Origin of the sequence: Kribbella rubisoli (assembly GCF_004217145.1) — a bacterium.
GTDB lineage: Bacteria > Actinomycetota > Actinomycetes > Propionibacteriales > Kribbellaceae > Kribbella > Kribbella rubisoli.
In genome coordinates this window covers 108,225-130,646 of record NZ_SHKR01000012.1, presented here as the reverse complement: position 1 = coordinate 130,646, position 22,422 = coordinate 108,225, and the positions used below count along the sequence as shown (strand labels likewise).

The following is a 22,422-nucleotide window of genomic DNA, read 5'->3' as shown; positions in this document are numbered from 1 at the left end:
CATCCCTGTGATCTCCACGGATCGGGACCGTCGCGTGATTTCTTTGTGCTTGTAAATAGGCTCTTTTGAGCAGTTTGGAGCATTGCGTATGTCGGTCGAAGGCTCCCCGCCGGCCGGACCGCTGGTCCTGGGCGGCGACCTCGGCGGCACCTCCACCCGGATCGTGATCGCGGACTCCGAGGGCAACGTAGTCGGTCGCGGTGCCGCCGCGGGCGGAAACCCGACCAGTCATCCGGCAAGCGCGGCGGCCAACTTCGGTCAGGCGCTTCACGCGGCCCTCGCCGGGCTGGACGCATCCGAGGTCAAGGCCGCTGTGGTCGGCATGGCCGGCGGCTCGGCCCTCGGGCGGCCCGACGTGGCAGCCCGGTTCGACGAGGCCTGGACCGGCGCCGGCCTCACCGTGGCCCCCGACTACATCGGCGATCTCGAGGTCGCGTTCGCCTCAGGTACGCCGCAGCCGGACGGAATCGTGCTGATCGCGGGCACCGGCAGCAACGTCGGACTGGTCCGCGATCACCAACTCGTGCGGACCGTCGGCGGGCACGGCTGGCTGCTGGGCGACGAGGGGTCCGGTTTCTGGCTCGGCCGGGAGGCTGTGCGCAGTGTGTTGCAAGCTCTCGACCTTCGCGAGCCGCTCGGCCTGCTCGAGCAGACCGTCGTACAAACAGTCCTGCCCGATCGGGATCAGCACTCCGTTGCAGAACGTGAAGGGTACGACGCGCTGCGCGACGATCTGGTGAGGACGGTCAACAGCCGGCCACCGGTCCTGCTCGCCGAATTGGCTCCGGCCGTCATCGCGGCGTACGCACAGGATGACGAAACCGCCCGCGGACTGGTGAAACGCGCAGCCGAACTGCTCACAGAAACAGTCGCCCGCCTGAAGACCACCTCGGACCAAGGCCCGATGGTGCTCGCGGGCAGCGTTGCCGGCGAGTCCTCCCCGGTCGGCCAACTCATCCGCCAGCACTTCGCCGGCGAGGTCCTCACCGCCCGGGACGGCGTAGGCGGCGCCACCTGGCTGGCCCTCGGCGCCCTCGACCCAACCCTCGCCACAACGGCAAACCACTCCCGCCTCGTCGAACGCTGAAGTGCGGTCAGCCCCACGCTGGGTGGGGCTGACCGCAGTACGTCAGTCGAAGACCGAGACCGGGCGGACTTCTACCGCGACGAACTCGGCTTCGGGGATCGTTGCTGCGATCTCCTCGGCGCGCTCGGGGCTCCTGACGTCGATCAGGAAGACGCCGGCCAGTTGCTCCTTCGCCTCGGAGTACGGGCCGTCCGTGGTGGCGCGGATGCCTTCGCGGACTCGGACTACGCGGGTCTTCGCCGGCGGGTCCAGCGGGACCGCGTTGATCAGCTCGCCCGACGCGTCGATCTCGTTCAGGAGGTTGTTGAGCTGGGCGGCGAGGGCGTCGCGGGCCTTCTTGGGGAGTCGCTTGCCTTCCTCGGTGTTCAGGAAGGACGGGTGGCCCCAGGTGATCGGGTTGCTGTGAATCAGCAGCAGGTACTTCATGTTCGGGCATCCTTTCGGGATCTGAAGAGGATCTTCGCAGCAGAGGTCGGACACGATCCGGAGCACTCGACATTTCGACGATTTATCGTGAACGGCATGGACGAGATCGACTTCCGCCTGGCCGACGGGCGGATCCTGCACGGGTACGACAGCGCCCCGGGCGACGACGGACGCCTCGCCGTGGTGTGGCATCACGGCACGCCGAACCTCGGCGTCCCACCGGCGCCGCTGTTCGACGCGGGTGAGTGGCTCGGCATCCGGTGGATCTCGTTCGACCGGCCCGGGTACGGCGGATCGACCGCGGCGCCGGGCCGCACGATGGCGTCGGTGGCGGCCGATCTGACCACGGTCCTGGACACGCTCGGGATCGGCACGTTCGCGCTGATGGGGTACTCCGGCGGCGGCTCGTTCGCCCTCGCGTCTGCCGCGATCCTGCGTGAACGGGTGGAGGCCGTCGCCACGTTCGCCGCGATCGCGCCGTACGACGCCTCAGGTCTCGACTGGTACGACGGCATGGTCGCGTCCGGGCTCGCTTCGCTCCACGCAGCCGCCGCGGGGCGGGATGCGAAGGTGCGGCACGAGACATCAGGTGTTGAGTACGACCCGGAGTTCACCGCGAGCGACATCGCGCTGTTCGACGGTCCATGGGGCTGGCTCGGCTCGGTCGCCGGTGACAACGCCATGCCCAACGGCCCCGACGGCGTGATCGACGACGACCGTTCCTATGTCCTGGACTGGGGCTGCGACCCGGCCACGATCACCGCACCGACCCTGCTCGTCCACGGCACCGCCGACGGCATCATCCCCTGCTCACACGGCAAATGGCTGTCCGCCAACCTGCCAACCGCCGAACTCGAGCTTCACCAGAACCTCGGCCACGTCTCTGTCCTCACCCAGGCCGAGCCCGCCCTGGAGTGGATCCGAGAGCAGACCGGCTAGCCCACCACCGCGCCTCTCGCCCGGTTCGTCTCAGGGGTCAACCCCCGAGGTTGTCGGTTGCGGACCCAGAATCCGGGTGCGAAACCGACCACCTGCGAGGTTGACCCCTGAGACGTCCGCGGGGTTTGGCGGACCGGATGGGCAGACAGGTGATTCCAAGCAATGGCTTGACATCTGATTCAGGCCGGCGCATATTCCAAGCATGTCTTTGGAGAAGGATTCGCGGCGGGCGCGGTTGCTGGATGATCCGTTGGCGATTCGGGCGATGGCGCATCCGGTGCGGCTGGATCTGCAGTCGTTGCTCGGGCGGGAGGGGCCGATGACCGCGGCCGATGCGGCGCGGCGGCTCGGGATCAGTCAGGCGCTGGCGTCGCATCACCTGCGGCAGCTGGCGAAGTACGACTTCGTCGAGCCGGCTCCGGGGAAGGACAACCGCGAGCGGCCGTGGCGGTTGGTGTCGACGTCGCAGTCGTGGCGTGATGCGGCGCGGACACCGGAAGGCGCCGCGGCGGCCGACGTACTCGAGCAACTGCTGGCCGAGCGGGCGCTCGAGCGGTTGAGCCAGTGGCAGCAGCAACGGCAGACCGAGGACGCAGCTTGGCGGGACAACTCGGGCATCGGCCAGAGCGGGTTCTACCTGACCGCCGAGGAGCTGACCGAGCTCGTCGGCCAGGTCGACGCGTTGCTGCAGCGCTGGATCGACGAGCGGCCGATCGACGACAAGTCCACCCGCCCGCCGGGCAGCCGGCACGTCTCATTCACCCAGATCGTCACGATCTCGCCCGAGGAGTAGCAGATGAAGGACTTGTGGGGCGTCCTTGCCCGGCAGCGCGACTACCGCCTGATGCTGAGCGCCGGCCTGATCTCGCTGATCGGCGACTGGCTGCTGCGGACCGGTCTCGCGTTCCAGGTGTACGTGCTGACCGGCTCCACGCTGGCAAGCGGTGGACTGCTGCTGGCGTCGTTCCTCCCGGCCGTCGTCCTCGGCTCGCTGGCCGGCGTCTTCGTCGACCGCTGGAACCAGCGGACCACGATGATCGTGACCAACATCCTCAACGCGGTTGTCCTCCTACCGCTGATCGCGGTGAACGACGAGAGCAAGATCTGGATCGTGTACGGCGTCGTGCTGGCGCAGAGCTGTCTACAGCAGTTCTTCCAGCCGGCCGAGCAGTCACTGGTCCCCGTGCTGGTCAACGACGAGCAACTCGTGACGGCGAACGCACTCAACAGTCAGATCCGTGACCTCGCCCGGCTCATCGGCGCAGCGCTCGGCGGTGTCCTCGCGGCCGCCGGCGGGCTCACGCTGCTCGCGCTCGGCGATGCCGCGACGTTCCTGATCGCTGTCGTGCTGGTCGCGCGCATGCGGCACCGCCAGGTCCGGCCGGAGAACGCGGAGCAGACCGCCGGCGGCGCGATCAAGCGCCTCAAAGAAGAGTGGACCGAAGGGCTGCGGCTGTGCGTCGCCGGCCCGGCGATCCGGCTGTTCTTCGTCTTCTGCATGGTCACCGGTGTCGGCGAGGGGATCATGAGCACGCTGTTCGCGCCGTTCGTCAGCTCCCAGATCGGCGGCGACGGGAAGGTGTACGGCCTGATCGTCTCCTCGCAAGCGGTCGGCGGGATCGTCGGCGGTCTGGTCGCCGCGGCGATCGGCTCGCGCTGGCCGGCCGCCAGGCTGTGGGGCATCGGCGCCCTCGCCTTCGGCCTGATCGACATCACGCTGTTCCTCTACCCGCTGGCGTCGGACAGCGTGATCCCCGCGTTCGTCTGCATGATCGTCGTCGGGCTGCCCGGCGCGCTCACGGTCGCCGGGATGATGACCGTCTTCCAGAACCTCACCGTCGACGGCACCCGCGGCCGCATCTACGGCGCGGTCGGCGCCGCCGAGAGCGTCGCGGTGCTGATCGGCATCACCGCGGCCGGCTTCCTCGGCGACGCCGTCGGCATCATCCCGGTCCTCGTCTTCCAGGGCCTCGGCTACGTCGTCGGCGGGCTCGTCGTCATTGCTCGACAGCGGGTGCTGGAGGCTCGGCCTGCTCCGCTTCCGGTTTGATCCGGTGCAGGCGGACCCGGGCGACCCGGCGGCCGTCCATCTCGGTGACAGTCATGGTGTAGACGCCGAAGCGGACCTCGTCGCCGGTCGACGGGACCTTCCCGAGTTGGGCGGCGAGGAAACCGCCGACGGTCTCGTAGGGGCCGTCGGGCAGCTCGATCGTGGTGGCGTCGGCGAAATCGTCGAGGTTCAGCAGGCCGTCGACGACGATGTCGCCGCCGCCCAGGCGGGTCGTCTCGGCCGCTTCCTCGTCGTACTCGTCCTTGATGTCGCCGATCAGCTCCTCGACCAGGTCCTCGAGCGTGACGATGCCGGCCGTGCCGCCGTACTCGTCGAGGACGATCGCGAGGTGGGTGCTGCGGCGGCGCATCTCGGTCAGTGTCGGCAGCAGCTTCGCGGTGTCCGGCAGCATGAGTACGTCGCGCGCGAGGTCGCCGACCCGGACCGAGCGGGACGCCACCGCGGGGTCGAACAGGTCCCGGACGTGGACGAACCCGACGATGTCGTCAGCCGAGCCGTTCGTCACCGGGTACCGCGAGTGCGGCCGCTCGGCGGCGAACTTCACCGCCTTGTACGCCGGCATCTCGCCGTCGAGGAAGTCCACCTCGGTCCGCGGCAGCATCACCTCGCGCAACTGCCGGCTGCCGGCCTCGAAGACGTCGTCGACGATCTTGCGCTCCTCCTCGCCGAGCGACTCGTGCGCCGAGACCAGGTCGCGGAGCTCCTCGTCGGACATCACCTCGCGGTTGGCGTTCGGGTCTCCGCCGAGCGCACGGACCACCAGGTCGGTCGACTTCGACAGCAGCCAGATCACCGGCCGTGCGCCGGAGGCGATCCGGTCGACCAGCGGGGCCAGGCCGAGCGCGAAGGTCTCGGCCCGCTGCAGCGCGAGCCGTTTGGCGGCGAGCTCGCCGATCACGATCGAGACGTACGAGATCAGGATCGTGATCAGGATCAGCGCAACGGTGTCGGCCAGGCCCTCGGGCAGGCCGAGCTTCTGCAGGTGCGGCGAGAGGCTGTCGGCGAGCGTCGCGCCACCGAACGCGGCGGACAGGAAGCCCATCAGGGTCACGCCGATCTGCACGGCGGACAGGAACCGGTTCGGGTTGGCGGCGACCTTGGCGACGGTCTCGCCGCGCTTCCCGCGGTGCGAAAGGGCCTTCAGCTGGCTCTCCCGCAGCGACACGAGGGCCATTTCCGCAGCGGCGAAAACGCCGCCGATCATCACGAAGACCAGAATCAGAACGATGTTCAGTAGCAGGGTTTCGTTCATGGGTGGGATTTCCTAGCGCCCTCTCGACAGATCACGAGAGGGCGGGCGTTGGGCGTGGTCGTCCATTGACCAAGACTACCGGCCGCCCGGGCTACCGTGCTTGTTCGAGTTTGTTGGTTTACGATGATTCCTGGCCGGACGCGTCGTACGGCCGGGAGGGTCACACGATGAAAACACCCCGCGGCGTACGCCGGACCGACACCAAACTGTCGGACGGACGCGAGCTGATCTACTACGACCCCGCCGACACGCCGGTGCGGGTGCCGCTCGAGGACACCCGCGGCCTGCCCGCCCCGCAACCGCAGGTCGACCTGCGCACCGACCCGCTGACCGGCGACGTGATCACCTACGCCACCCACCGCAACACCCGGACGTACCTGCCGCCGGCCGACGAGTGCCCGCTGGATGCGAGCCGGCCGGGCAAACCGACCGAGATCCCGGATCACGACTACAACGTCGTCGTGTTCGAGAACCGGTTCCCGTCGTTCGCCGGACCGGGCCGCACCGAGGTGGTCTGCTTCACCAGCGACCACAACCAGTCGTTCACCGATCTGTCCCAGGGCCAGGCCCGCCTGGTCGTCGACGCCTGGGCCGACCGGACCGCCGAGCTCGGCGCCCGCGACGACGTCGAACTGGTCTTCCCGTTCGAGAACCGCGGCCGGGAGATCGGCGTCACACTCAGCCACCCACACGGCCAGATCTACGCCTACCCGTTCCTCCCGCCGCGGATGCGGACCTTGATGGCGCGCGCCCGCGAGCACCAGGACGTTGCTGGCAGCAACTTGTTCGCCGATGTCCTGGCGGCCGAGCGCAAGGAGGGCACGCGGGTCATCGCCGAGAACGGCAACTGGACCGCGTTCGTGCCCGAGGCGGCCCGCTGGCCGGTCGAGGTGCACCTGTACCCGCACCGCCAGGTGTTCGGCATCGACGAGCTGTCGGTCGGCGAGCGCGACGACTTCGCCGAGCTGTACCTCGACGTACTGCAGCGACTCGACGGCCTGTACGGCGAACCGCTGCCCTACATCGCCGCCTGGCATCAGGCCCCGGTGCGGATCGAGCGCGAGCTCGGGTACCTGCACCTGGAGGTGTTGTCGATCCGCCGGGCGAAGGACAAGATCAAGTACCTGGCCGGCTCGGAGTCCGGCATGGGCGCGTTCATCAGCGACACCCGGCCCGAGGACGTGGCCGAGACTCTGCGGAAGGTCGGTTCGTGAGCTCCTTCGAGAAGGTCTTCGGTACGACGCCGGACGGCAGCTGGCGCGCGCCGGGACGGGTCAACCTGATCGGCGAGCACACCGACTACAACGACGGGCTCGTCCTCCCGATCGCCCTGCCGAACCGGATCGTCGTCACCGCCTCGAAGCGCGACGACGGCCGGATCGCGGTCGCTTCGGCCGGACACAAGGGCGTCACCGAGTTCGTGATCGACGAGCTCGCCCCGGGATCGGTCGGTGACTGGGCGGCGTACCCGGCCGGTGCGGCCTGGATCCTGCGCGAGTCCGGCTACCCGATCGGCGGCGCGAACCTGCGGTTCGAGTCGGACATCCCCTCCGGCGCCGGCCTGTCGTCGTCCGCGGCCCTGCTCTGCGCGACGCTGGTCGCCCTGCTCGGCCTGCGCGAGATCGAGGTCGACCCCGGCGAGGTCGCCCGGCTCGCGCAGAAGGCCGAGAACAAGTACGTCGGTGCGCCGGTCGGGCTGATGGACCAGATGGCCTCGATGTGCTGCACCGAGGGCCACGCCTTGTACTTCGACATCCGCGCGATGTCGACCGAGCAGATCCCGTTCAACCCCGCGGCCGACAACCTCGCTCTGCTGGTCGTCGACGTGAAGGCACCCCACCGGCATGTCGACGGTGAGTACGCCGCGCGCCGGAAGAGCTGCGAGCAGGCGGCGGCCGAGCTCGGCGTACCGGCTCTGCGGTCGATCGCGTTCGAGGAGCTTGACGATGCGCTGGCGCGGTTGCCGGACGACGTCGTACGGCGTCGCGTGCGGCATGTGGTGACCGAGATCCGCCGGGTGGAGGACGCGGTCGCGTTGATGCACGCCGGCAAGCTGCGCGAGGTCGGCCCGCTGTTCACCGCGTCGCACGCGTCATTGCGCGACGACTTCGAGATCACCGTGCCGGAGCTCGACGTCGCGGTCGATACCGCGCTTGAAGCAGATGCTCTCGGTGCGCGGATGACCGGCGGCGGTTTCGGCGGTTGCATCATCGCGCTCGTGGAGGCGGATGCGTCCGAGTCGGTGCTGGCCGCGATCGAGAAGGCCTTTGCAGAGCACGGTTTCAGCGCACCCAGCGCGCTCGCCGCGGCTCCGTCGGCCGGTGCTTCTCGCCTCAGCTAGCGATAACGAGGTCGCAACCCGTGTCGCGCATGGCCTTGCGGGCCGGGGTCGACAGGCCGTTGTCGGTCACGATGACGTCCAGGTCCGACCAGGTCGCGAACGTGCTCAGGCCGACGGTCCCCCACTTGGTGTGGTCCGCGACCACGACGATCTCGCGGCTGGCGGCGATGAACGACCGGTTGGTCTCGGCCTCCATCAGGTTCGGCGTACTCAACCCGTGCTCGGCGTCGACACCGTGCGCGCCGAGGAACAACAGGTCGAGATGCAGCGACGCCAGCGCCGCGGTCGCGATCGGCCCGACGAGCGCGTCCGACGGCGTACGGATGCCGCCGATCAGCACGACAGTGCGGTCCGAGCGCGCGTTGCCGTGGAACACGTCGGCGATCCGCGCCGAGTTCGTCACCACGGTCAGGTTCTCCACCCGGAGCAGCTGACGAGCCAGCGCGTACGTCGTCGTACCGGCGCCGATGCCGATCGCGCTGTCCGGCTGGACCCTGGTCGCGGCTTCGGCCGCGATCGCCTGCTTGGCCGCGGACTCCTGCGTCAGCTTGGCGTCGAACCCGGGCTCGTGTGCACTGCGCAGGCCGACCGACGTCGCGCCGCCGTGCACCTTGTGCAGCAGGCCGCTGGAGTCCAGGGCGTCGAGGTCGCGCCGGATCGTCATGTCCGAGACACCGAACCGATCGACCAGCTCGGCCACGGTGATCGCGCCCCGACTGTTGACTTCGGCAACGATCGTGGCCTGTCGCTGAGCGGCCAGCTGCCCACCCCGGCCGCGTGGCGGCTCTGCTCCGGCTGCGTTCACAGCTCACAGCCTAATCTCGATTGCTCTCCGTGTCAGGGAAGGAGCGCCTGACGATGAACTCGCTCCGCTCGTTCAAATGCGTTGCCCGGCCGGTGGCAGCGCGTCACCCTGAGGTATGCGATTTCCCGAGGACGTTCCGGTTCTGACCGACGGCGTGGTGACGCTCCGTGCCCACACCGTCGACGATGTGGAGCCCGCCTACCGGATGTGCCAGGACCCGGTGATGCAGGAGTGGACCACGATCCCGGTGCCGTACCTGCACGAGCACGCGGTCAACTTCCTGACCGAGATGGTTCCGAACGGCTGGCGCACGAACACGATGTGGGCCTGGGCGATCGAGTACGACGGCCGGTACGCCGGCACGATCGATCTCGGTGACGGCGAAGGCGGCGTCGGCGAGGTCGGGTTCGCACTGGGGCCGGAGGTCCGCGGCAACGGGGTGATGACGCGGGCGCTGAAGCTCGCGGTGCGGTACGCGTTCGACGGTCTCGGCTGGGACCGGGTGATCTGGCGCGCGTTCGTCGGGAACTACGCGAGCCGCCGGGTCGCCTGGAAGGTGGGCTTCCGCGAGCTCGTCCGCGTGCAGGGCGGCGGCCGCACGCGCGGTTCCAGGAAGGACGAATGGGTCGCGACGCTCGGCCGTGAGGACGAGCTCGAGCCGCAGGGCAACTGGTGGTCAGTGCCGGAGCTCGAAGGCAACGGGATCCGTTTACGCGGGCTGCGGGACTCGGACGCGCAACGCGTACAGGAGGCGTGCAGCGACGAGCGGACGCAGCTGTGGCTGTCGGGGATGCCGTCGCCGTACCGGCTGGAGGACGCGGACGGGTTCATCAAGACCCGGCTGCACATGATGGCAAGCGGCGAAGGTGTGGCGTGGGCAATCGCCGATCCAGCGACCGATCAGCTGCTCGGGAACGTCAGCGTCTTCCATTTGAACAACCGGATGGACGCGACCATGGGCGAGATCGGGTACTGGATGCACCCGGACGCGCGCGGCCGGAAGGTGATGACCTCGGCGGTCCAGCTGCTGATCCCGCACGCGTTCAAGCCCGTCGCGGAAGGCGGCCTGGGCCGGCGCCGGCTGGTGGTGAAGGCTGCCGAGGGCAACAGCGCGTCCGCGCATGTTGCCGAGGCCAACGGATTCACCCACGTCGGGACGGAGCGCGCGGCCATTCCACGCCGCGACGGCAACTACGACAACGACCTGATCTTCGACCTGCTCGCCGACGAGTACGCCGCGCGCTGACCCCGCCCCCGCCTCGTACGTCTCAGGGGTCAACCCCTTGGACGGCCGGTTGGCCGCCGAGAATCCGGAGGCGCAACCGACCAGCTCAGGGGTTGACCCCTGAGACGTCCAGGGCGTAATGGTGACAGCCTGCAGGCGGAAATTCACGGCCAGTTGGTGTCAAGCGACACCAGTTCCCCTCGCCGTGGCGGTTGCGGGCTGATTGAATCGACGGGTGAGAGATCGTGAGGAACTCGTCCGCCGCTGGCAGGCCGGGTGGTCCGTCTCGCGGGGCTGGACCACAGTGGAGGACGACAACGACGGCATCTTGATCGTCCGTGCGGGTGAGGAGAGCCGTCCGACGGAGTACGTCGTACTGGATGCCGACGACAAACCGGAACGTGTGGAGCGTGCCGCCCAGCTGGCCTCGGCCGACGGCGGCGGGCGCGGCGCGGGCTGGATCACTCTGGCCACCGATGACAAGGAAGCCCGGATCGAGCAGCTGGAGGACCTCGGGCTCGAGGTCCAGCAGGACCAGGACTGGCTGATGACGATCCAGCTCTCGGAGCAGCCGGCGTTGAAGCTGCACGAGCGATATGCGTTGCACACCGAACTCGAGGACAACCTGATCATCACCCGCGCCACCATGCACGGCGGAGTGGTGTCGAGCGGGCGGATGGCGGTCGTCGGTGAGGACGCGGTCGCGGACCGGATCGAGACGGATCCGGCCCATCGGCGACGCGGACTCGGCAGTGCGGTGATGGCGTCGCTGGTCGAAGCGGCCGCGGCGAAGGGCGCCAAACGCGGCATCCTGATCGCCTCGATCGACGGCCTGCGCCTGTACCGAAGCCTGGGCTGGAAGGTCATCGCCGATATCGTCATCGCCCGGTCAACCGTTTGAAACGACTGCGATAGTCAAAGGTTTGTCAAGGGGCGTCTTTGAGTGGGTCGGCAAACGCCGGCCTGGGCAAGGGTGCTCACCATGACGAACCACAAACGGTCACTTGCCAGCGGCGTGGCCGGTCCTCTCATCGCGTCGCTGTCTGCTCTGGTCCTGCTGGTCGGCGTCGGGTGGTTCGTCGTACGTCAGACCGGCAGCAGCAAACCGACCAGCCAGGAGAACCCGATCACGTCCGTCGCGCCGGCCGGCGACGACGCCCCGAAGGCGACTCCGAGGCGTCCGACGACTCCGTCGTACACACCCAACTCGACGCCGATACCTACGCCGACGCGCGCCACGACGAAGACCCCGACCCCGAAGCCGACCCGGTCGACCACGGCCCCGAGCCGGGACAGCTCACGTACGCCGACCCCGAAGCCCACCAGGACGACGTCCAAGCCGACGACGAAGCCGAGCCACACCGCAACTCCGAAGCCGACGACGACTTCCAAGCCCAGCGGTGGCTCTGCGGCACAAGTGCTTGCTCTCACCAACCAGGAGCGGGCCAAGGCCGGCTGCGGACCGCTGCGCACCAACAGCGCCCTCACCAAAGCGGCCCAGGCGCATGCCTCGGACATGGTCGACCAGCACTACTTCGCGCACGACAGCCTGGACGGCCGCAGCCCGTTCGACCGGATGAAGTCCGCCGGGTTCAAGGGCGGTGCGATGGCCGAGAACATTGCCGTTGGCTACTCGAGCCCGTCGGCGGTCGTCACCGGCTGGATGAACAGCCCCGGCCACCGCGCGAACATCCTCAACTGCACCTACACGATGATCGGCATCGGGTACGACAGCGGCCAGGTGAAGCCGGACTGGGGCAACGGCAGTTGGGTGCAGGACTTCGGCGGATGATCAGCCGTTCCGGCCCTGTTCGTTAATCGTTGCCCGAGCAACCTTCGGGAATCGTTAAGAGGCGTCGCAGACCTGTAACGATGACCTCGCGGGTCCGTTAAGGTTCCTGTTCGGTAACCAGGGGGGACCTGGCTGGACCAACGGGGAACGACGCGACACTCGGTACGACGAAGAACGAAGAGGATTCGCCCATCCCATGACGGATTCGCCTACCCCCCGGCGGCACCGCGGCAACAGACGTGCTCCCAGGCGGAGCCGTGGCCTGGTCGCCCCTGTTGTCAGCGCTTTGTCGGTGCTGCTCGCGATCGGGCCGGTCGTCTGGCTGATGTCCCACGACAACTCGCGGACCGACGGCGCTGCCAAGGTTCTGAACGTCTCCGAGGACACGCGCATCGACGGCGGCTCGGGCGACAACGCCGGTACGCCGCTCGTCACGATCACCAAGACGCTGCCGAACGGTCGCACGACCACGGCAGTCGTCGGTACGCCGGCGCTCGGCCCGGGCGCGGTCTCGTCGTCCACGTCGGCCACTCCGACCAGCCCCGGTACGCCGGGTGTCACGCCTACCGGCGTACTCACGACTCCGACTGCTCCGACGGCCGGCGTGACGACTGTGACCGTGCCGCCGAGCTCGCCGGGCAACACGCGGACGACCAGCGGCGGGCGGCCGAAGCCGAGCTACCCGATGAAGACGTCGAGTTCGACGCCTGAGCCGACGAAGACCCGCAGTACCGAACCGACTCCGACCGACACTCCGCCGCCGCCGAGCGGTGGCGGCACGAGCACGCAGGAGCGGCAGGTCCTCGACTACACGAACCAGATCCGTCAGCAGCAGGGCTGCGGTCCGCTCCGGCTGGACAGTGCGCTCGTCAAGGCAGCCGGGAAGCACGCGTCAGACATGGTCCGGCGGCACTACATGGACCACACCAACCCTGACGGTCAGGACCCCGGCGACCGGATGAAGGCTGCCGGGTACCGCGGGTCGAGCTGGGGCGAGAACATCGCGGCCGGCTACGACACCGCCCAGAAGGTGGTCGCGGCCTGGATGCAGAGCGACGGCCACCGCGCGAACATCCTCAACTGCAAGTTCACCACGATCGGCATCGGCTACGACCCGGGGCAGGTCAAGTCCAACTACGGACCGGGCAGCTGGGTCCAGGACTTCGGCCGGAGCTGAGGGCCGTTGTGGTTGTCATTGTGTGCAGATCACCGAGTGCGGGCGAGACGTTGTCTCAGGCCCACAATGTCCGGCCGGTTCACGGCCGGTCGCCGCGGGTAGATCCGACCTTGTCATGTCGCCGGACGTTCCTGGGGGGCTCCGGTGAGACGGCTGATGAGGCACGTCTTGGGGGCGCGACTTTGAAGGGAACAACGAAATAATGTCCGAGTCCGGAAACGGCCGGTACAAGCCACGCAGGAAGGCGACCCGAGCAGCGTCACGCTCGTCGCGGTCCGGCAACCGGTCCACCCCGCCCGCGGAATCCACCCCGCCCGCACCACCCGAACCACCGCGGTACGCACCGCGTTCCAGCGACGAGTCCCCGTTCTGGGCCACGGCGCAGAACGCCGGTGCGTCCAACGAAAACCCGTTCTGGGCCGGAGGCAACCAGTCCCGCCCGGCAACCCCGCAGTACGCCCCGCGCGGCGCGCTCCCCAGCTACACCGCACCCGAGGACGCGACCTCAGGGCTGCCCACGCGGACGCCTGCTGGTACGCCGTCGTGGGTCGAGCAGCCGATCGCCGGCGCCGAACCGGAGCCACCCACCCGCGCTCGCCGTGCAGCACGTCGTTCGGAAACCCCGGAGCCGACAGAGCGCACCGGCCTGGGCGAGACCGCCGGCACCTGGTCCGTCCGCCGCGCCGCCGACGACTGGGCGTCGCTGGACACTCCTTCGCGACCCACCCCAGCCGCCTCAGCAGCCGACGCCCTGGCCGCCACCGGCCACACCACCCGAGCCCCACGCACTGAGACCCCTGGTACAGCCGGTACTGGTGCAGCGAGTGCCGCAGCCGCCTTCGACGCCGCCGGCACAGGTGCAGGTCTAAGCGAATCCGACAGAGCAGCACGCACTGACACCCCTGGACTCACCACAAGAGGCGCTGCCGCTGCTGGTGCTACCGACTTCGGACTGGCTAGTGCCGGCTCCGCCGGCGCGACAGGTGGTGCTGGTCTCGGGTTGGCGGGAGCCGACTCGGCTGGCGCGGATGGTGCTGGCTCTGCTGGTGCGGACGGTGGGCGTGGGGCTGCGCGCGCTGCTGGTGGGCGTGGGGGTTCTGGGCCTGGGGGTAGTGGGCCGGGGCGCGGTTCGCGGCGGGCTGGTTCTGGGGAGCGGGGGGCTCGGGGGCGGCGGTCGATCATTGCCATGGCTTCCGTGGTGCTGGTGATTACGCCGATCTCCTGGATCCTGTTGCATCAGCCGCAGAACGACGACGCGGACGCTTCGGTGCCAATGGTCACGCGGACCGATGACACGTACATCACCCCGACCACCAAGGCTGCCGTGGCGACCCCGACCACGCGGCCGACGGTCCCGCCGACGGCGACCCCGACGAGTTCGCCGACAGTCACCCCGACCACCAGTCCCACGGCGAACCCGACAGACACGCCGACGGACTCCGCCTCCCCGACCACGGTCCCGTCGGAATCCCCGAGCACCATCGAGCCGACCGACTCCCCCACCTCGGAGAACGCGACCAGCGCCCCGACCTCACCGGGCCGCACAGTCTCCACAAGTCGCCCGACCCAGACCCCAACCACCACCCCACCCCCGCCACCACCTCCGGCGCGGGACGGCGGTATGGACGCCAACGAGTCGCAGCTGTTCGACATGATCGACAGCGCTCGCAAGAACAACGGGTGCGCGCCTCTGGAGCAGGACCCGGGCCTGACCGGCAGCGCCCGCTCGGACGCGAGCAGCCGCGCCAAGTCGGGCTCGACGAACAGCTTCGGCCCTTCGAACTCGACCGCCGGCGGCGACAACTGGAGCGCCCAGCAGGCGTACGACCAGATGATGGCGCAGAGTCGGGGCACGATCCTCAACTGCGGCTTGACCACACTGGGAGTCGGGCGGAGGGGCTCGCCACACTGCACGGCGATCGACCTGCTCGGCCTCTGCATCGGCTCGAAGCCGACGCGGTACGCCTGGGTGGCGGACTTCTCGTAGGAAGTGCGGCACGAATCCTGCTGGTTGGTGTGATCATGGTTGGACGACCTGGTCCACCAACCTGCGGGAGGCTGGATGTTCTCCGAGCGTGACGACGTGGATTCGGCCGGGCCGGCGCATTACGGGATTCACCCGGACGCGTTTGCCGAGGAGCGGCCCGATCCGCGCCCCGAGGAGGCCAAGCGGATGGGGCTGAGCCGGCACACCGAGGAAGGCGCCGTGCTGTACTTCGCCTCGTCGCTCGATCGCGGCAAGACCGGGCATCGGATGATGGCCTGGATCCTGCTCGTCACGTTCGCCGCGCCGGTGATCTACATCCTGCTCGTGCTGCTGTAGAACTCCTGCCGATGCCGCTGCGGCGTCGTCCCCAGCAGCGCGTGGAAGTGGTGCCGCAACGCATCGCTGCTCCCGAACCCACTCGACGCCGCGACGCGCTCGACCGGCAGATCGGTTGTCTCCAGCAACAGCCGCGCCCGGTCCAGCCGTTGCCGCAACAACCACGCCTGCCCCGAACTCCCGGTCCGCGCCCGGAACTGCCGCGTGAACGTACGCCGCGACAGCGCCACCGCCCCGGCCCACTCGTCCAGCGACACCGGCTGGTCAAGCCTCCCCCGCGCCCACACCATCGCCTTCTCGATCACGTCGTCGCCCGGATCCGGCGGCACCGGCACCGGGATGTACTGCGCCTGCGACCCGCTCCGATGCGGCGCGACGACGATGTCGCGGGCAACCTTCTCCGCCTCCTCGACCCCGTGATGCATCCGAACCAGGTGCAGACAGCAGTCGAGCGACGCCGCCGTACCCGCCGAGGTGATCACGTCGCCGAGATCCGACCACAGCACATCCGCGCGCACATCCAGCTCAGGATGCTGAACGCGCAGCTCGTCGGCCCACCGCCAGTGCGTCACCACCTCGCGCCCCACCGCGATCCCGCTCTCCGCCACCAGGAACGCCCCGATGCACAACCCCACCACCGTCGCGCCGCGCGCATGCGCCCCCCGGATCGCGTCCAGCAGTACGTCGGACGCCTGCCGACCGGGCTCCCAGCTCGGCAGCACGACGACATCGGCCCGCTCCATCGCCTCGAGCCCGTGATCCACGCTGATCCCGAACCCGGCGTTCGTCCGCATCGACCCAGGCTCCTCCGCGCAGACGAGTACGTCGTACCCCGTCGTGCGGCCCCGTCGCTCGCCGAGCACCAGGCAGGGCACGGACAGGTGGAACGGGCTCATCCCGTCGTACGCGAGGACCGCGACAGTACGCATGAGGACAGTATGGCCCGATCTTCGGCAACTATGGCTCCCGGGCCAATGGCCGGACGGCTCGCCGCGACGGAGGATCGTGGTCATGGAGATCACGCACATCGGCGGCCCGACCGCCGTCCTGAACCTCGGCGGCCTGACGTTCCTGATCGACCCCGCCTTCGACGAGCCCCGCGACTACCAACTGCCGGGTCGGGTGATGACCAAGCTGATCGGCCCGGCGATCCCGGCCGGCAAGCTCGGTCCGATCGATGTCGCCCTCGTCTCGCACGACGAGCACAAGGACAACCTCGACGACGCCGGCCGCGCGCTGCTGGCGACCATCCCGACCGTCCTCTCGACCCCAGGCGCGGCCACTCGCATCGAAGGCGTCCGCGGCCTGGAGAACTGGGAGTCGATCGACCTGCCCCGACCGGACGGCGGCGTCGTCACGGTGACCGGCGTACCCGCGCTGCACGGCCCGGAAGGTGCTGAGAAGGTGCTCGGCGTCGTCACTGGTTTCGTGCTGCAGGGCGAAGGGCTGCCGACCGTGTACGTCGCCGGCGACAACGCGTCGCTCGGGCTGGTGAAGGAGATCGCGGACCACTTCGCACCGATCGATGTCGCGGTGCTGTTCGCCGGCGCCGCGCGGACCGCGCTGCTCGACGGAGCCAACCTGACGCTGACGTCCGCGGACGCGGTCGAGGCAGCGCGACTGCTCGGTGCGGCGACGATCGTCCCGGTACACACCGAGGGCTGGGCGCACTTCACCGAAGGGCCCGATCAGCTCGTCTCCGCGTTCCGTGAGGCCGGGTTGGAAGGGCGTGTGAAGGTGCTCGAGCACGGGGTCGCGACACCCATTGGTTGAGCCCTTGACGAGCACGGAGCGTAACGACTAGCGTGCGACCGCCGGGGGGAACCGGCAGCCGAAGTTCATCGGGCCGGGGGGAGATTCGGCCCACTGCCGAAGGGGATTTTCTGTGTTCGCACGACGCTTCCGCACGCTCTTTTCCGCCGCGACGGCCGCGGTGGTGCTGGCCGGTACGGCGGCCTTCGCGCCGCTGACGGCCGACGCGGCGATCACCGCCGTACTCAGCGGGATCCAGTACGACCCGCCGGGCACGGACGTCCGCACCAACGCCCAGATCAACAACGAATTCTTCACTGTCCGCAACATCAGCAGCCGGCCGATCAACTTGTCCGGCTTCCGGGTCGCCGACGTGGCCAACCACGTGTTCGTGTTCCCGCGCGGCTACGTGCTGCCCGGCCGGTCGACGGTCATCGTCCGCACCGGCAAGAACCGCAACCGGGCACTGACGCTCTACTGGAACCAGAGCTGGTACGTCTGGAACAACACCGGCGACACCGCCCGCTTCCAGACCCCGGCCGGCAAAACCTTCGACACCTGCACCTACAAGGCCGTCACCGGCCGCTACAGGGTGGGTTGCTAGTCCTGTGCGGGATCGGTGCCGTCCGGGATCCATTCCCGGACGGCGATCTCGTCGCCGACGCGAATGGTGCCTCCGGCAAGTACTGCGGCCTTGATGCCGAAGCTGACGCCGCCGCCGTACGCCGGTTCGCGCCGGTACGTCGCCAGCGTCCTGGTCGGCTCCGGCCCTGACTTGGCACCGGTCAGCTGATCCACCGTCGGAACCGCACACCGGATGCCGCGCGCCGAGTAGCCGATCTCGACGGCGCCGGCAGTCATCCGCAGGACCTTGTCCTCGGTGTGCGGCTCCGGCCAGCCGGACACGACGATGTTCGGCCGGAAGCGATTCATCGGGATCACCTCGCCGCCGCGCTCGACGATGCGCGCATTCAGCCCGTCGAGTGACGACAGCGACGTGATCATCAGCGCGTGCGCGTCGCCGTACCCGGTGAGGCCGCGATGCGCACCCCAGCCGGGCCGTTCGTGCTCGGGCGTGACGCGGACCAGTGCAGCCGGCGTACCGAGGCGGGCCGTGAACCACTCATCCGCGGCCGGGTCCTGTACGACGCCCTGGCCGAACCATTTGCCGAACAGGCTGACGTCGCGCCGCTTGCCGTCGTACTTGATCGCCAGCTCGAGATCGGGTGCGTCGGGGGCGGACAGCTGGAGGGTGTCGCCGGCCAGCTCGGCGCGGAGGGTTGCCATCGCGGGGAGCTTGCGTTGGCTGAGGAACGTACCGTCCGGCTCGACGAGCATGAACAGCCGGTCGTTCAGCAGGCCGGTCGGACCGACCTCAGCTGAGTCGACGGGAATCCCGGCGAGACCTTTCACCGGGTAGTAGGCCAGGGCGGCAACCTTCGCGACGGACACAGGGTCAAGCCTAACTGCCGCTTGATCTGTTGAAACGTGTTGAGTTATGTTTGAACACGTGGAGGACTTCCCGGAAGCGTTGCAACGGGTACGGCGTCACGCCGGGTTGAGCTACCGGCAATTGGCGGACCGCGCCCACTACTCCCATCCACACCTGATCCGCGCGACCAAACAGCTGCCGTCCTGGGAGGTCGCCGCCGCATTCCTCACCGGATGCGGTGTACCCACCGACCTGCTGCCCGTCTGGCGCCGCCGCTGGGAACAGTCAAACCGGGACCCCCGCGACATCGTCGGCCTACTCGACGAAGCCGAGACGCTGGAAGAGCTGGGCGCCGCTGTCGCAGCGCTCGCCCGACCACGGTCGTTGCGGACGCTCGCGGGGCTCACCGGCATCCCGAGGGCCACGCTGCAGGCATGGTTGCAAGGGGCACGGCTGGCCAGCCCTGACCGGCTCGACCGGCTGGTCCGAGCGGTCGGCGCAACCGCAGCTGAGCGCGCCGCAGTCGCCCGCACGGTTGAGCGCCTCGGCGCCGCCCGCGACCACTCACCTCTGACCGAGAGCGCCTAGGCACGGCCGGCTCCGGCCGGAGGCCTGGGTCAACTGCGGAAGACCGAGGCTGGGGCTCGTGGCGGGACGTAGGCTTCCGCATCCGTCAGGGGTGCGGCCTTGCCGGCCAGCTCGTCGAGCGCCATCACGTCGTACGGCGGTTGGGCGCGCCGCCCCGCATCGGTCATTGCGGGAACGGGCTGCCGTGACGCGACCATGATGACGTTCCCGAATCCCTTGCCACGCAGGATCTTCCGCTCCGCGAGCACCACCCCGGCCCCGATCGCCGCTCGCACGGTCGCCGCAGTACGCCGGATGAACGGCAACCCGGCCTTCCCGTCGATCAGATTCGCCACCAGTACGCCGGTCGGCCGCAGGACCCGGGCGCACTCCGCGAAGAACTCCGCCGTCACCAGATTCGCCGGCACCGCCTCATGCTCGAACGCGTCCAGGATCACCACGTCCATCGAGTCGTCGTACACCTCGCCGATGCCGGCCCGGCCCGTGACCGGCCGCACCTTGATGCCCGTCCGTTTCGGCAGCGGAAGCGCCTCGCGGACGAACTCGGTCAGGTCCTCGTCCGGCTCGAGCACGATCTGCCGGGACCGCGGTCGGGTGACGGCGACGTACCGCGGGATGCTCAACGCGGCCCCGCCGACGTGCAGCACCGCGACCGGCTGACGTCGCGGCGCGATCGCGTCCACGACGTCGCCGATCCGGCGCATGTACTCGAACGGCAGGTGGGTGGGATCGGCCAGATCGACCTGCGACTGCGGCGACCCGTCGATCCGCAGCACGAATGTCCCGTCGTGCTGCGCCTCTACACTCGCCAGCCCGGAGGCCGTCCGCCGTTCCACCCGCCCATCATTTCAGTCAGCGAGCTTCCTTCTCCTCGGCCACCGCGATATCGGTGTTGTCGGTGAACAGCCCGTCGATCCCGGCCTTGCGGTACGCCGCGATCTCGCCGAACAGGTTGCCCGAGTCGTTCGGACTGGCCGAGCTGTCGAAGTCGGCCGGCAGGAAGGTGTTCTCGACCCGGAACGTGTACGGGTGCACGACCAGGCCGGCCTTGTGCGCGTCGGCGACCAGGCTGGTCGGCTTGCCCAGCTTGCCGGCCGCGTCCAGCGGGATGATCTGGTCCTTGCTCGGCCCGACACCGTCGGCGTACGTCGCGACCTCGCGCAGACCCTTCGCGCTGACGATGTCGGCGTACGTGCGCTTGTCGCCGGAGGCCACGAAGTCGTACGGCGCGCCGACCGAGCTGGTCAGCTGCACCAGCGGGACCCGGAGCTCGTTGTCCAGTGCTTTCAGGTTGGAGACCTCGAAGGACTGCACGAACACCTTCGCGTCCTTCTTGTTCAGGCCGTTGCGGTTCAGCGTCCGGACGAGCTCCGGCTCGAGCGGCAGGCCTTGCTGCCGGAAGTACGTCGGGTGCTTGGTCTCGGGGTAGATGCCGATCGGGCGGCCGAGCTCCTTGGACAGCCGCTTGCTGAGGTCGATCACTTCCTGGAAGGTCGGGATCTGGTAGTGCCCGTCGAACACCGTGTTGTGCTGACGGGTCGCGGGAATCCGCTCCTTGGCGCGTAGCGCCTTCAGCTCGGCCAGCGTGAAGTCCTCCGTGAACCAGCCGGTGACCGCGACTCCGTCGAGCAGCTTGGTCTTCTTGCGGTCGTTGAACTCCGGGTGGTTCGCGACGTCCGTCGTACCGCCGATCTCGGGCTCGTGCCGGGTGACCAGCACGTGGTCCTTGGTGGTGACCAGGTCGGGCTCGATGTAGTCGGCACCCATCCGTGCGGCCAGCTCGTACGACGCCAGCGTGTGCTCGGGCCGGTAGCCGGACGCGCCCCGGTGGCCGACGATGACGAAGTCGTCGTGCTTGGTCGCCTCGACGGTCTGCGGGACGAGGACCGACGCGACCACCGCAATCGCCGAAACAGCGACCGGCACCAATCGCTTCATGGGTTACTCCTTACACATCAGGGACTTTGCGCCACCCTCGGACACAGCGACGGCGGCGTGACGTACGCCGGATGACCGATCGGTGAATGATGTATTGGGATGTGAGCTATTCGGTCGCCCCCAGCGTTGGTACCGGACGCCGGGCTTGCTAGCGTCCGAAGCACACCAACAATGAGTTTCTAGGAGCGTGTCGTGAGCACTACACCGGTGAAGGTGGCCGTTACCGGGGCCGCGGGGAATATCGGATACAGCCTGCTGTTCCGGATCGCGAGCGGGGCCCTGCTCGGGCCGGACACCCCGGTGGAGCTGCGGCTGCTCGAGATCACCCCGGCGCTGAAGGCACTTGAGGGCGTCGTGATGGAGCTCGAGGACTCCGCGTTCCCGGCGCTGGCCGGGATCGAGATCGGCGACGACCCGAACGTGGTCTTCGACGGCGTCAACGTCGCGCTGCTGGTGGGTGCGCGGCCGCGGACCAAGGGTATGGAGCGCGGTGACCTGCTCGAGGCCAACGGCGCGATCTTCACCGTCCAGGGCAAGGCGCTGAACGACCACGCCGCCGACGACGTCCGGATCACCGTCACCGGCAACCCGGCCAACACGAACGCGCTGATCGCGAAGAGCAACGCGCCGGACATCCCGGCCGAGCGGTTCTCCGCGCTGACCCGGCTCGACCACAACCGGGCGCTGGCGCAGCTGGCCAAGAAGACCGGCGTGCACGTCACCGATCTGAAGAGGCTGACGATCTGGGGCAACCACTCCGCGACGCAGTACCCGGACATCTTCCACGCCGAGGTGGCCGGCAAGAACGCGGCCGAGGTCGTCAACGACCAGGCCTGGCTGGAGAACGACTTCCTCCCGACCGTGCAGAAGCGCGGCGCCGCGATCATCGAGGCCCGGGGCGCGTCCTCGGCCGCCTCCGCCGCGGCCGCCACCATCGACCACACCCGCGACTGGCTGGCCGGCTCGGCCGACGGCGACTGGCTGTCGATGGCTGTCGTCTCCGACGGCTCGTACGGCGTCGCGGAGGGCCTGATCTCGTCGTTCCCGGTGACCGTCAAGGACGCCAACTGGGAGATCGTGCAGGGCCTGGAGATCAACGACTTCTCCCGCGGCAAGATCGACGCCTCGGTCGCCGAACTCGGCGAGGAGCGCGACGCGGTGAAGGCCCTCGGCCTGATCGGCTGACCTTCGCGAGCAAGCAGAAAGCCCCCAGGACGTGAACAGCTCCCCAGAAGTTGGACTGAGAATTTCAGTTCCAACTCCTGGGGAGCTTT

At 68.8% G+C, this 22,422-nt stretch carries 26 protein-coding genes; 16 read left to right on the top strand and 10 right to left on the bottom strand.

Annotated features, from left to right (window positions below; genetic code table 11):
- Positions 1-88 precede the first annotated feature (88 nt).
- Positions 89-1,087, top strand: coding sequence for an N-acetylglucosamine kinase (locus tag EV645_RS14835; protein ID WP_130444076.1), 999 nt, complete (start codon positions 89-91; stop codon positions 1,085-1,087).
- A 42-nt stretch (positions 1,088-1,129) separates the two neighbouring features.
- Here EV645_RS14835 and EV645_RS14830 read toward each other — a convergent pair whose 3' ends face one another.
- A complete protein-coding gene (locus tag EV645_RS14830) occupies positions 1,130-1,513 on the bottom strand; it encodes a YciI family protein (protein WP_130444074.1) in 384 nt (127 codons plus the stop codon).
- 96 nt (positions 1,514-1,609) lie between these two features.
- Between EV645_RS14830 and EV645_RS14825 the strand changes: the two genes are divergently transcribed.
- From EV645_RS14825 to EV645_RS14815, 3 genes are all read left to right on the top strand, one after another.
- Positions 1,610-2,452 carry an alpha/beta fold hydrolase gene (locus tag EV645_RS14825; RefSeq protein WP_130444072.1) on the top strand — a complete coding sequence of 281 codons (843 nt, stop codon included), beginning with the start codon at positions 1,610-1,612 and terminating at the stop codon, positions 2,450-2,452.
- A gap of 202 nt (positions 2,453-2,654) precedes the next feature.
- Positions 2,655-3,245, top strand: a complete 591-nt coding sequence (locus EV645_RS14820; protein ID WP_130444070.1) for a helix-turn-helix domain-containing protein — start codon at positions 2,655-2,657, stop codon at positions 3,243-3,245.
- Positions 3,246-3,248: 3 nt separating this feature from the next.
- The gene (locus EV645_RS14815; protein ID WP_130444068.1) at positions 3,249-4,502 is read left to right on the top strand and encodes an MFS transporter; all 1,254 of its coding nucleotides are present in this window, start codon (positions 3,249-3,251) and stop codon (positions 4,500-4,502) included.
- On the opposite strand, the gene EV645_RS14810 is transcribed toward EV645_RS14815, so the two are convergent.
- Positions 4,450-5,775 (bottom strand): hemolysin family protein, encoded by a 1,326-nt coding sequence (locus EV645_RS14810; RefSeq protein WP_130444066.1) that lies wholly within the window; start codon positions 5,773-5,775, stop codon positions 4,450-4,452. The genes EV645_RS14815 and EV645_RS14810 overlap by 53 nt on opposite strands.
- A 167-nt stretch (positions 5,776-5,942) precedes the next feature.
- Here EV645_RS14810 and galT point away from each other — a divergent pair, with 167 nt between their 5' ends.
- Both galT and galK read left to right on the top strand, forming a co-directional pair.
- Positions 5,943-6,989 carry a galactose-1-phosphate uridylyltransferase gene (gene galT, locus EV645_RS14805; RefSeq protein ID WP_130444064.1) on the top strand — a complete coding sequence of 349 codons (1,047 nt, stop codon included), beginning with the start codon at positions 5,943-5,945 and terminating at the stop codon, positions 6,987-6,989.
- Positions 6,986-8,116, top strand: a complete 1,131-nt coding sequence (gene galK / locus EV645_RS14800; protein ID WP_130444062.1) for a galactokinase — start codon at positions 6,986-6,988, stop codon at positions 8,114-8,116. Before galT ends, galK begins: the two co-directional genes overlap by 4 nt.
- On the opposite strand, the gene EV645_RS14795 is transcribed toward galK, so the two are convergent.
- Positions 8,109-8,921 carry a DeoR/GlpR family DNA-binding transcription regulator gene (locus EV645_RS14795; RefSeq protein WP_130444060.1) on the bottom strand — a complete coding sequence of 271 codons (813 nt, stop codon included), beginning with the start codon at positions 8,919-8,921 and terminating at the stop codon, positions 8,109-8,111. The genes galK and EV645_RS14795 overlap by 8 nt on opposite strands.
- Positions 8,922-9,036: 115 nt before the next feature.
- Between EV645_RS14795 and EV645_RS14790 the strand changes: the two genes are divergently transcribed.
- Both EV645_RS14790 and EV645_RS14785 read left to right on the top strand, forming a co-directional pair.
- The gene (locus tag EV645_RS14790) at positions 9,037-10,167 is read left to right on the top strand and encodes a GNAT family N-acetyltransferase (RefSeq protein ID WP_130444058.1); all 1,131 of its coding nucleotides are present in this window, start codon (positions 9,037-9,039) and stop codon (positions 10,165-10,167) included.
- Positions 10,168-10,381: 214 nt separating this feature from the next.
- Positions 10,382-11,047 carry a GNAT family N-acetyltransferase gene (locus EV645_RS14785; RefSeq protein WP_130444056.1) on the top strand — a complete coding sequence of 222 codons (666 nt, stop codon included), beginning with the start codon at positions 10,382-10,384 and terminating at the stop codon, positions 11,045-11,047.
- A gap of 185 nt (positions 11,048-11,232) precedes the next feature.
- Here the strand turns inward: EV645_RS14785 and EV645_RS42725 are convergent, their stop codons facing one another.
- Positions 11,233-11,538, bottom strand: coding sequence for a hypothetical protein (locus tag EV645_RS42725; protein ID WP_242000422.1), 306 nt, complete (start codon positions 11,536-11,538; stop codon positions 11,233-11,235).
- A gap of 25 nt (positions 11,539-11,563) precedes the next feature.
- Between EV645_RS42725 and EV645_RS42720 the strand changes: the two genes are divergently transcribed.
- Complete coding sequence (locus EV645_RS42720) at positions 11,564-11,938, top strand: CAP domain-containing protein (RefSeq protein WP_242000421.1); 375 nt, start codon at positions 11,564-11,566, stop codon at positions 11,936-11,938.
- Between the two features lie 292 nt (positions 11,939-12,230).
- The gene (locus tag EV645_RS14775; RefSeq protein WP_242000526.1) at positions 12,231-13,115 is read left to right on the top strand and encodes a CAP domain-containing protein; all 885 of its coding nucleotides are present in this window, start codon (positions 12,231-12,233) and stop codon (positions 13,113-13,115) included.
- Between the two features lie 480 nt (positions 13,116-13,595).
- Here the strand turns inward: EV645_RS14775 and EV645_RS42220 are convergent, their stop codons facing one another.
- Complete coding sequence (locus tag EV645_RS42220) at positions 13,596-13,877, bottom strand: hypothetical protein (RefSeq protein ID WP_198681754.1); 282 nt, start codon at positions 13,875-13,877, stop codon at positions 13,596-13,598.
- Between the two features lie 474 nt (positions 13,878-14,351).
- Entirely contained in the window at positions 14,352-14,696 is a 345-nt protein-coding gene (locus EV645_RS42715) for a hypothetical protein (protein ID WP_242000420.1), read from the bottom strand.
- A gap of 40 nt (positions 14,697-14,736) precedes the next feature.
- Between EV645_RS42715 and EV645_RS42710 the strand changes: the two genes are divergently transcribed.
- Together EV645_RS42710 and EV645_RS14765 are read left to right on the top strand one after the other, a co-directional pair.
- Positions 14,737-15,102 (top strand): CAP domain-containing protein, encoded by a 366-nt coding sequence (locus tag EV645_RS42710; RefSeq protein ID WP_242000419.1) that lies wholly within the window; start codon positions 14,737-14,739, stop codon positions 15,100-15,102.
- Positions 15,103-15,177: 75 nt separating this feature from the next.
- Positions 15,178-15,438 carry a hypothetical protein gene (locus EV645_RS14765; protein ID WP_130444050.1) on the top strand — a complete coding sequence of 87 codons (261 nt, stop codon included), beginning with the start codon at positions 15,178-15,180 and terminating at the stop codon, positions 15,436-15,438.
- Here the strand turns inward: EV645_RS14765 and EV645_RS14760 are convergent.
- On the bottom strand, positions 15,414-16,367 hold the full coding sequence (locus EV645_RS14760; protein ID WP_130444048.1) for a GlxA family transcriptional regulator: 954 nt from the start codon (positions 16,365-16,367) through the stop codon (positions 15,414-15,416). The genes EV645_RS14765 and EV645_RS14760 overlap by 25 nt on opposite strands.
- A gap of 82 nt (positions 16,368-16,449) precedes the next feature.
- Between EV645_RS14760 and EV645_RS14755 the strand changes: the two genes are divergently transcribed.
- Both EV645_RS14755 and EV645_RS14750 read left to right on the top strand, forming a co-directional pair.
- The gene (locus EV645_RS14755) at positions 16,450-17,211 is read left to right on the top strand and encodes an MBL fold metallo-hydrolase (protein WP_130444046.1); all 762 of its coding nucleotides are present in this window, start codon (positions 16,450-16,452) and stop codon (positions 17,209-17,211) included.
- 112 nt (positions 17,212-17,323) lie between these two features.
- The gene (locus tag EV645_RS14750) at positions 17,324-17,794 is read left to right on the top strand and encodes a lamin tail domain-containing protein (protein ID WP_157997072.1); all 471 of its coding nucleotides are present in this window, start codon (positions 17,324-17,326) and stop codon (positions 17,792-17,794) included.
- Here EV645_RS14750 and EV645_RS14745 read toward each other — a convergent pair.
- Positions 17,791-18,642 carry an MOSC domain-containing protein gene (locus tag EV645_RS14745; RefSeq protein WP_130444042.1) on the bottom strand — a complete coding sequence of 284 codons (852 nt, stop codon included), beginning with the start codon at positions 18,640-18,642 and terminating at the stop codon, positions 17,791-17,793. The two genes, EV645_RS14750 and EV645_RS14745, sit on opposite strands and share 4 nt — an antisense overlap.
- Before the next feature lie 46 nt (positions 18,643-18,688).
- Here EV645_RS14745 and EV645_RS14740 point away from each other — a divergent pair, with 46 nt between their 5' ends.
- The gene (locus EV645_RS14740; protein WP_130444040.1) at positions 18,689-19,210 is read left to right on the top strand and encodes a helix-turn-helix domain-containing protein; all 522 of its coding nucleotides are present in this window, start codon (positions 18,689-18,691) and stop codon (positions 19,208-19,210) included.
- 29 nt (positions 19,211-19,239) lie between these two features.
- Here the strand turns inward: EV645_RS14740 and EV645_RS14735 are convergent, their stop codons facing one another.
- Together EV645_RS14735 and EV645_RS14730 are read right to left on the bottom strand one after the other, a co-directional pair.
- Entirely contained in the window at positions 19,240-20,046 is an 807-nt protein-coding gene (locus EV645_RS14735; protein WP_130444038.1) for a spermidine synthase, read from the bottom strand.
- Between the two features lie 16 nt (positions 20,047-20,062).
- Positions 20,063-21,148, bottom strand: a complete 1,086-nt coding sequence (locus EV645_RS14730; protein WP_130444036.1) for a glycerophosphodiester phosphodiesterase — start codon at positions 21,146-21,148, stop codon at positions 20,063-20,065.
- 192 nt (positions 21,149-21,340) lie between these two features.
- On the opposite strand from EV645_RS14730, the gene EV645_RS14725 reads away from it, so the two are divergent.
- Entirely contained in the window at positions 21,341-22,333 is a 993-nt protein-coding gene (locus EV645_RS14725; RefSeq protein WP_130444034.1) for a malate dehydrogenase, read from the top strand.
- Positions 22,334-22,422 lie beyond the last annotated feature (89 nt).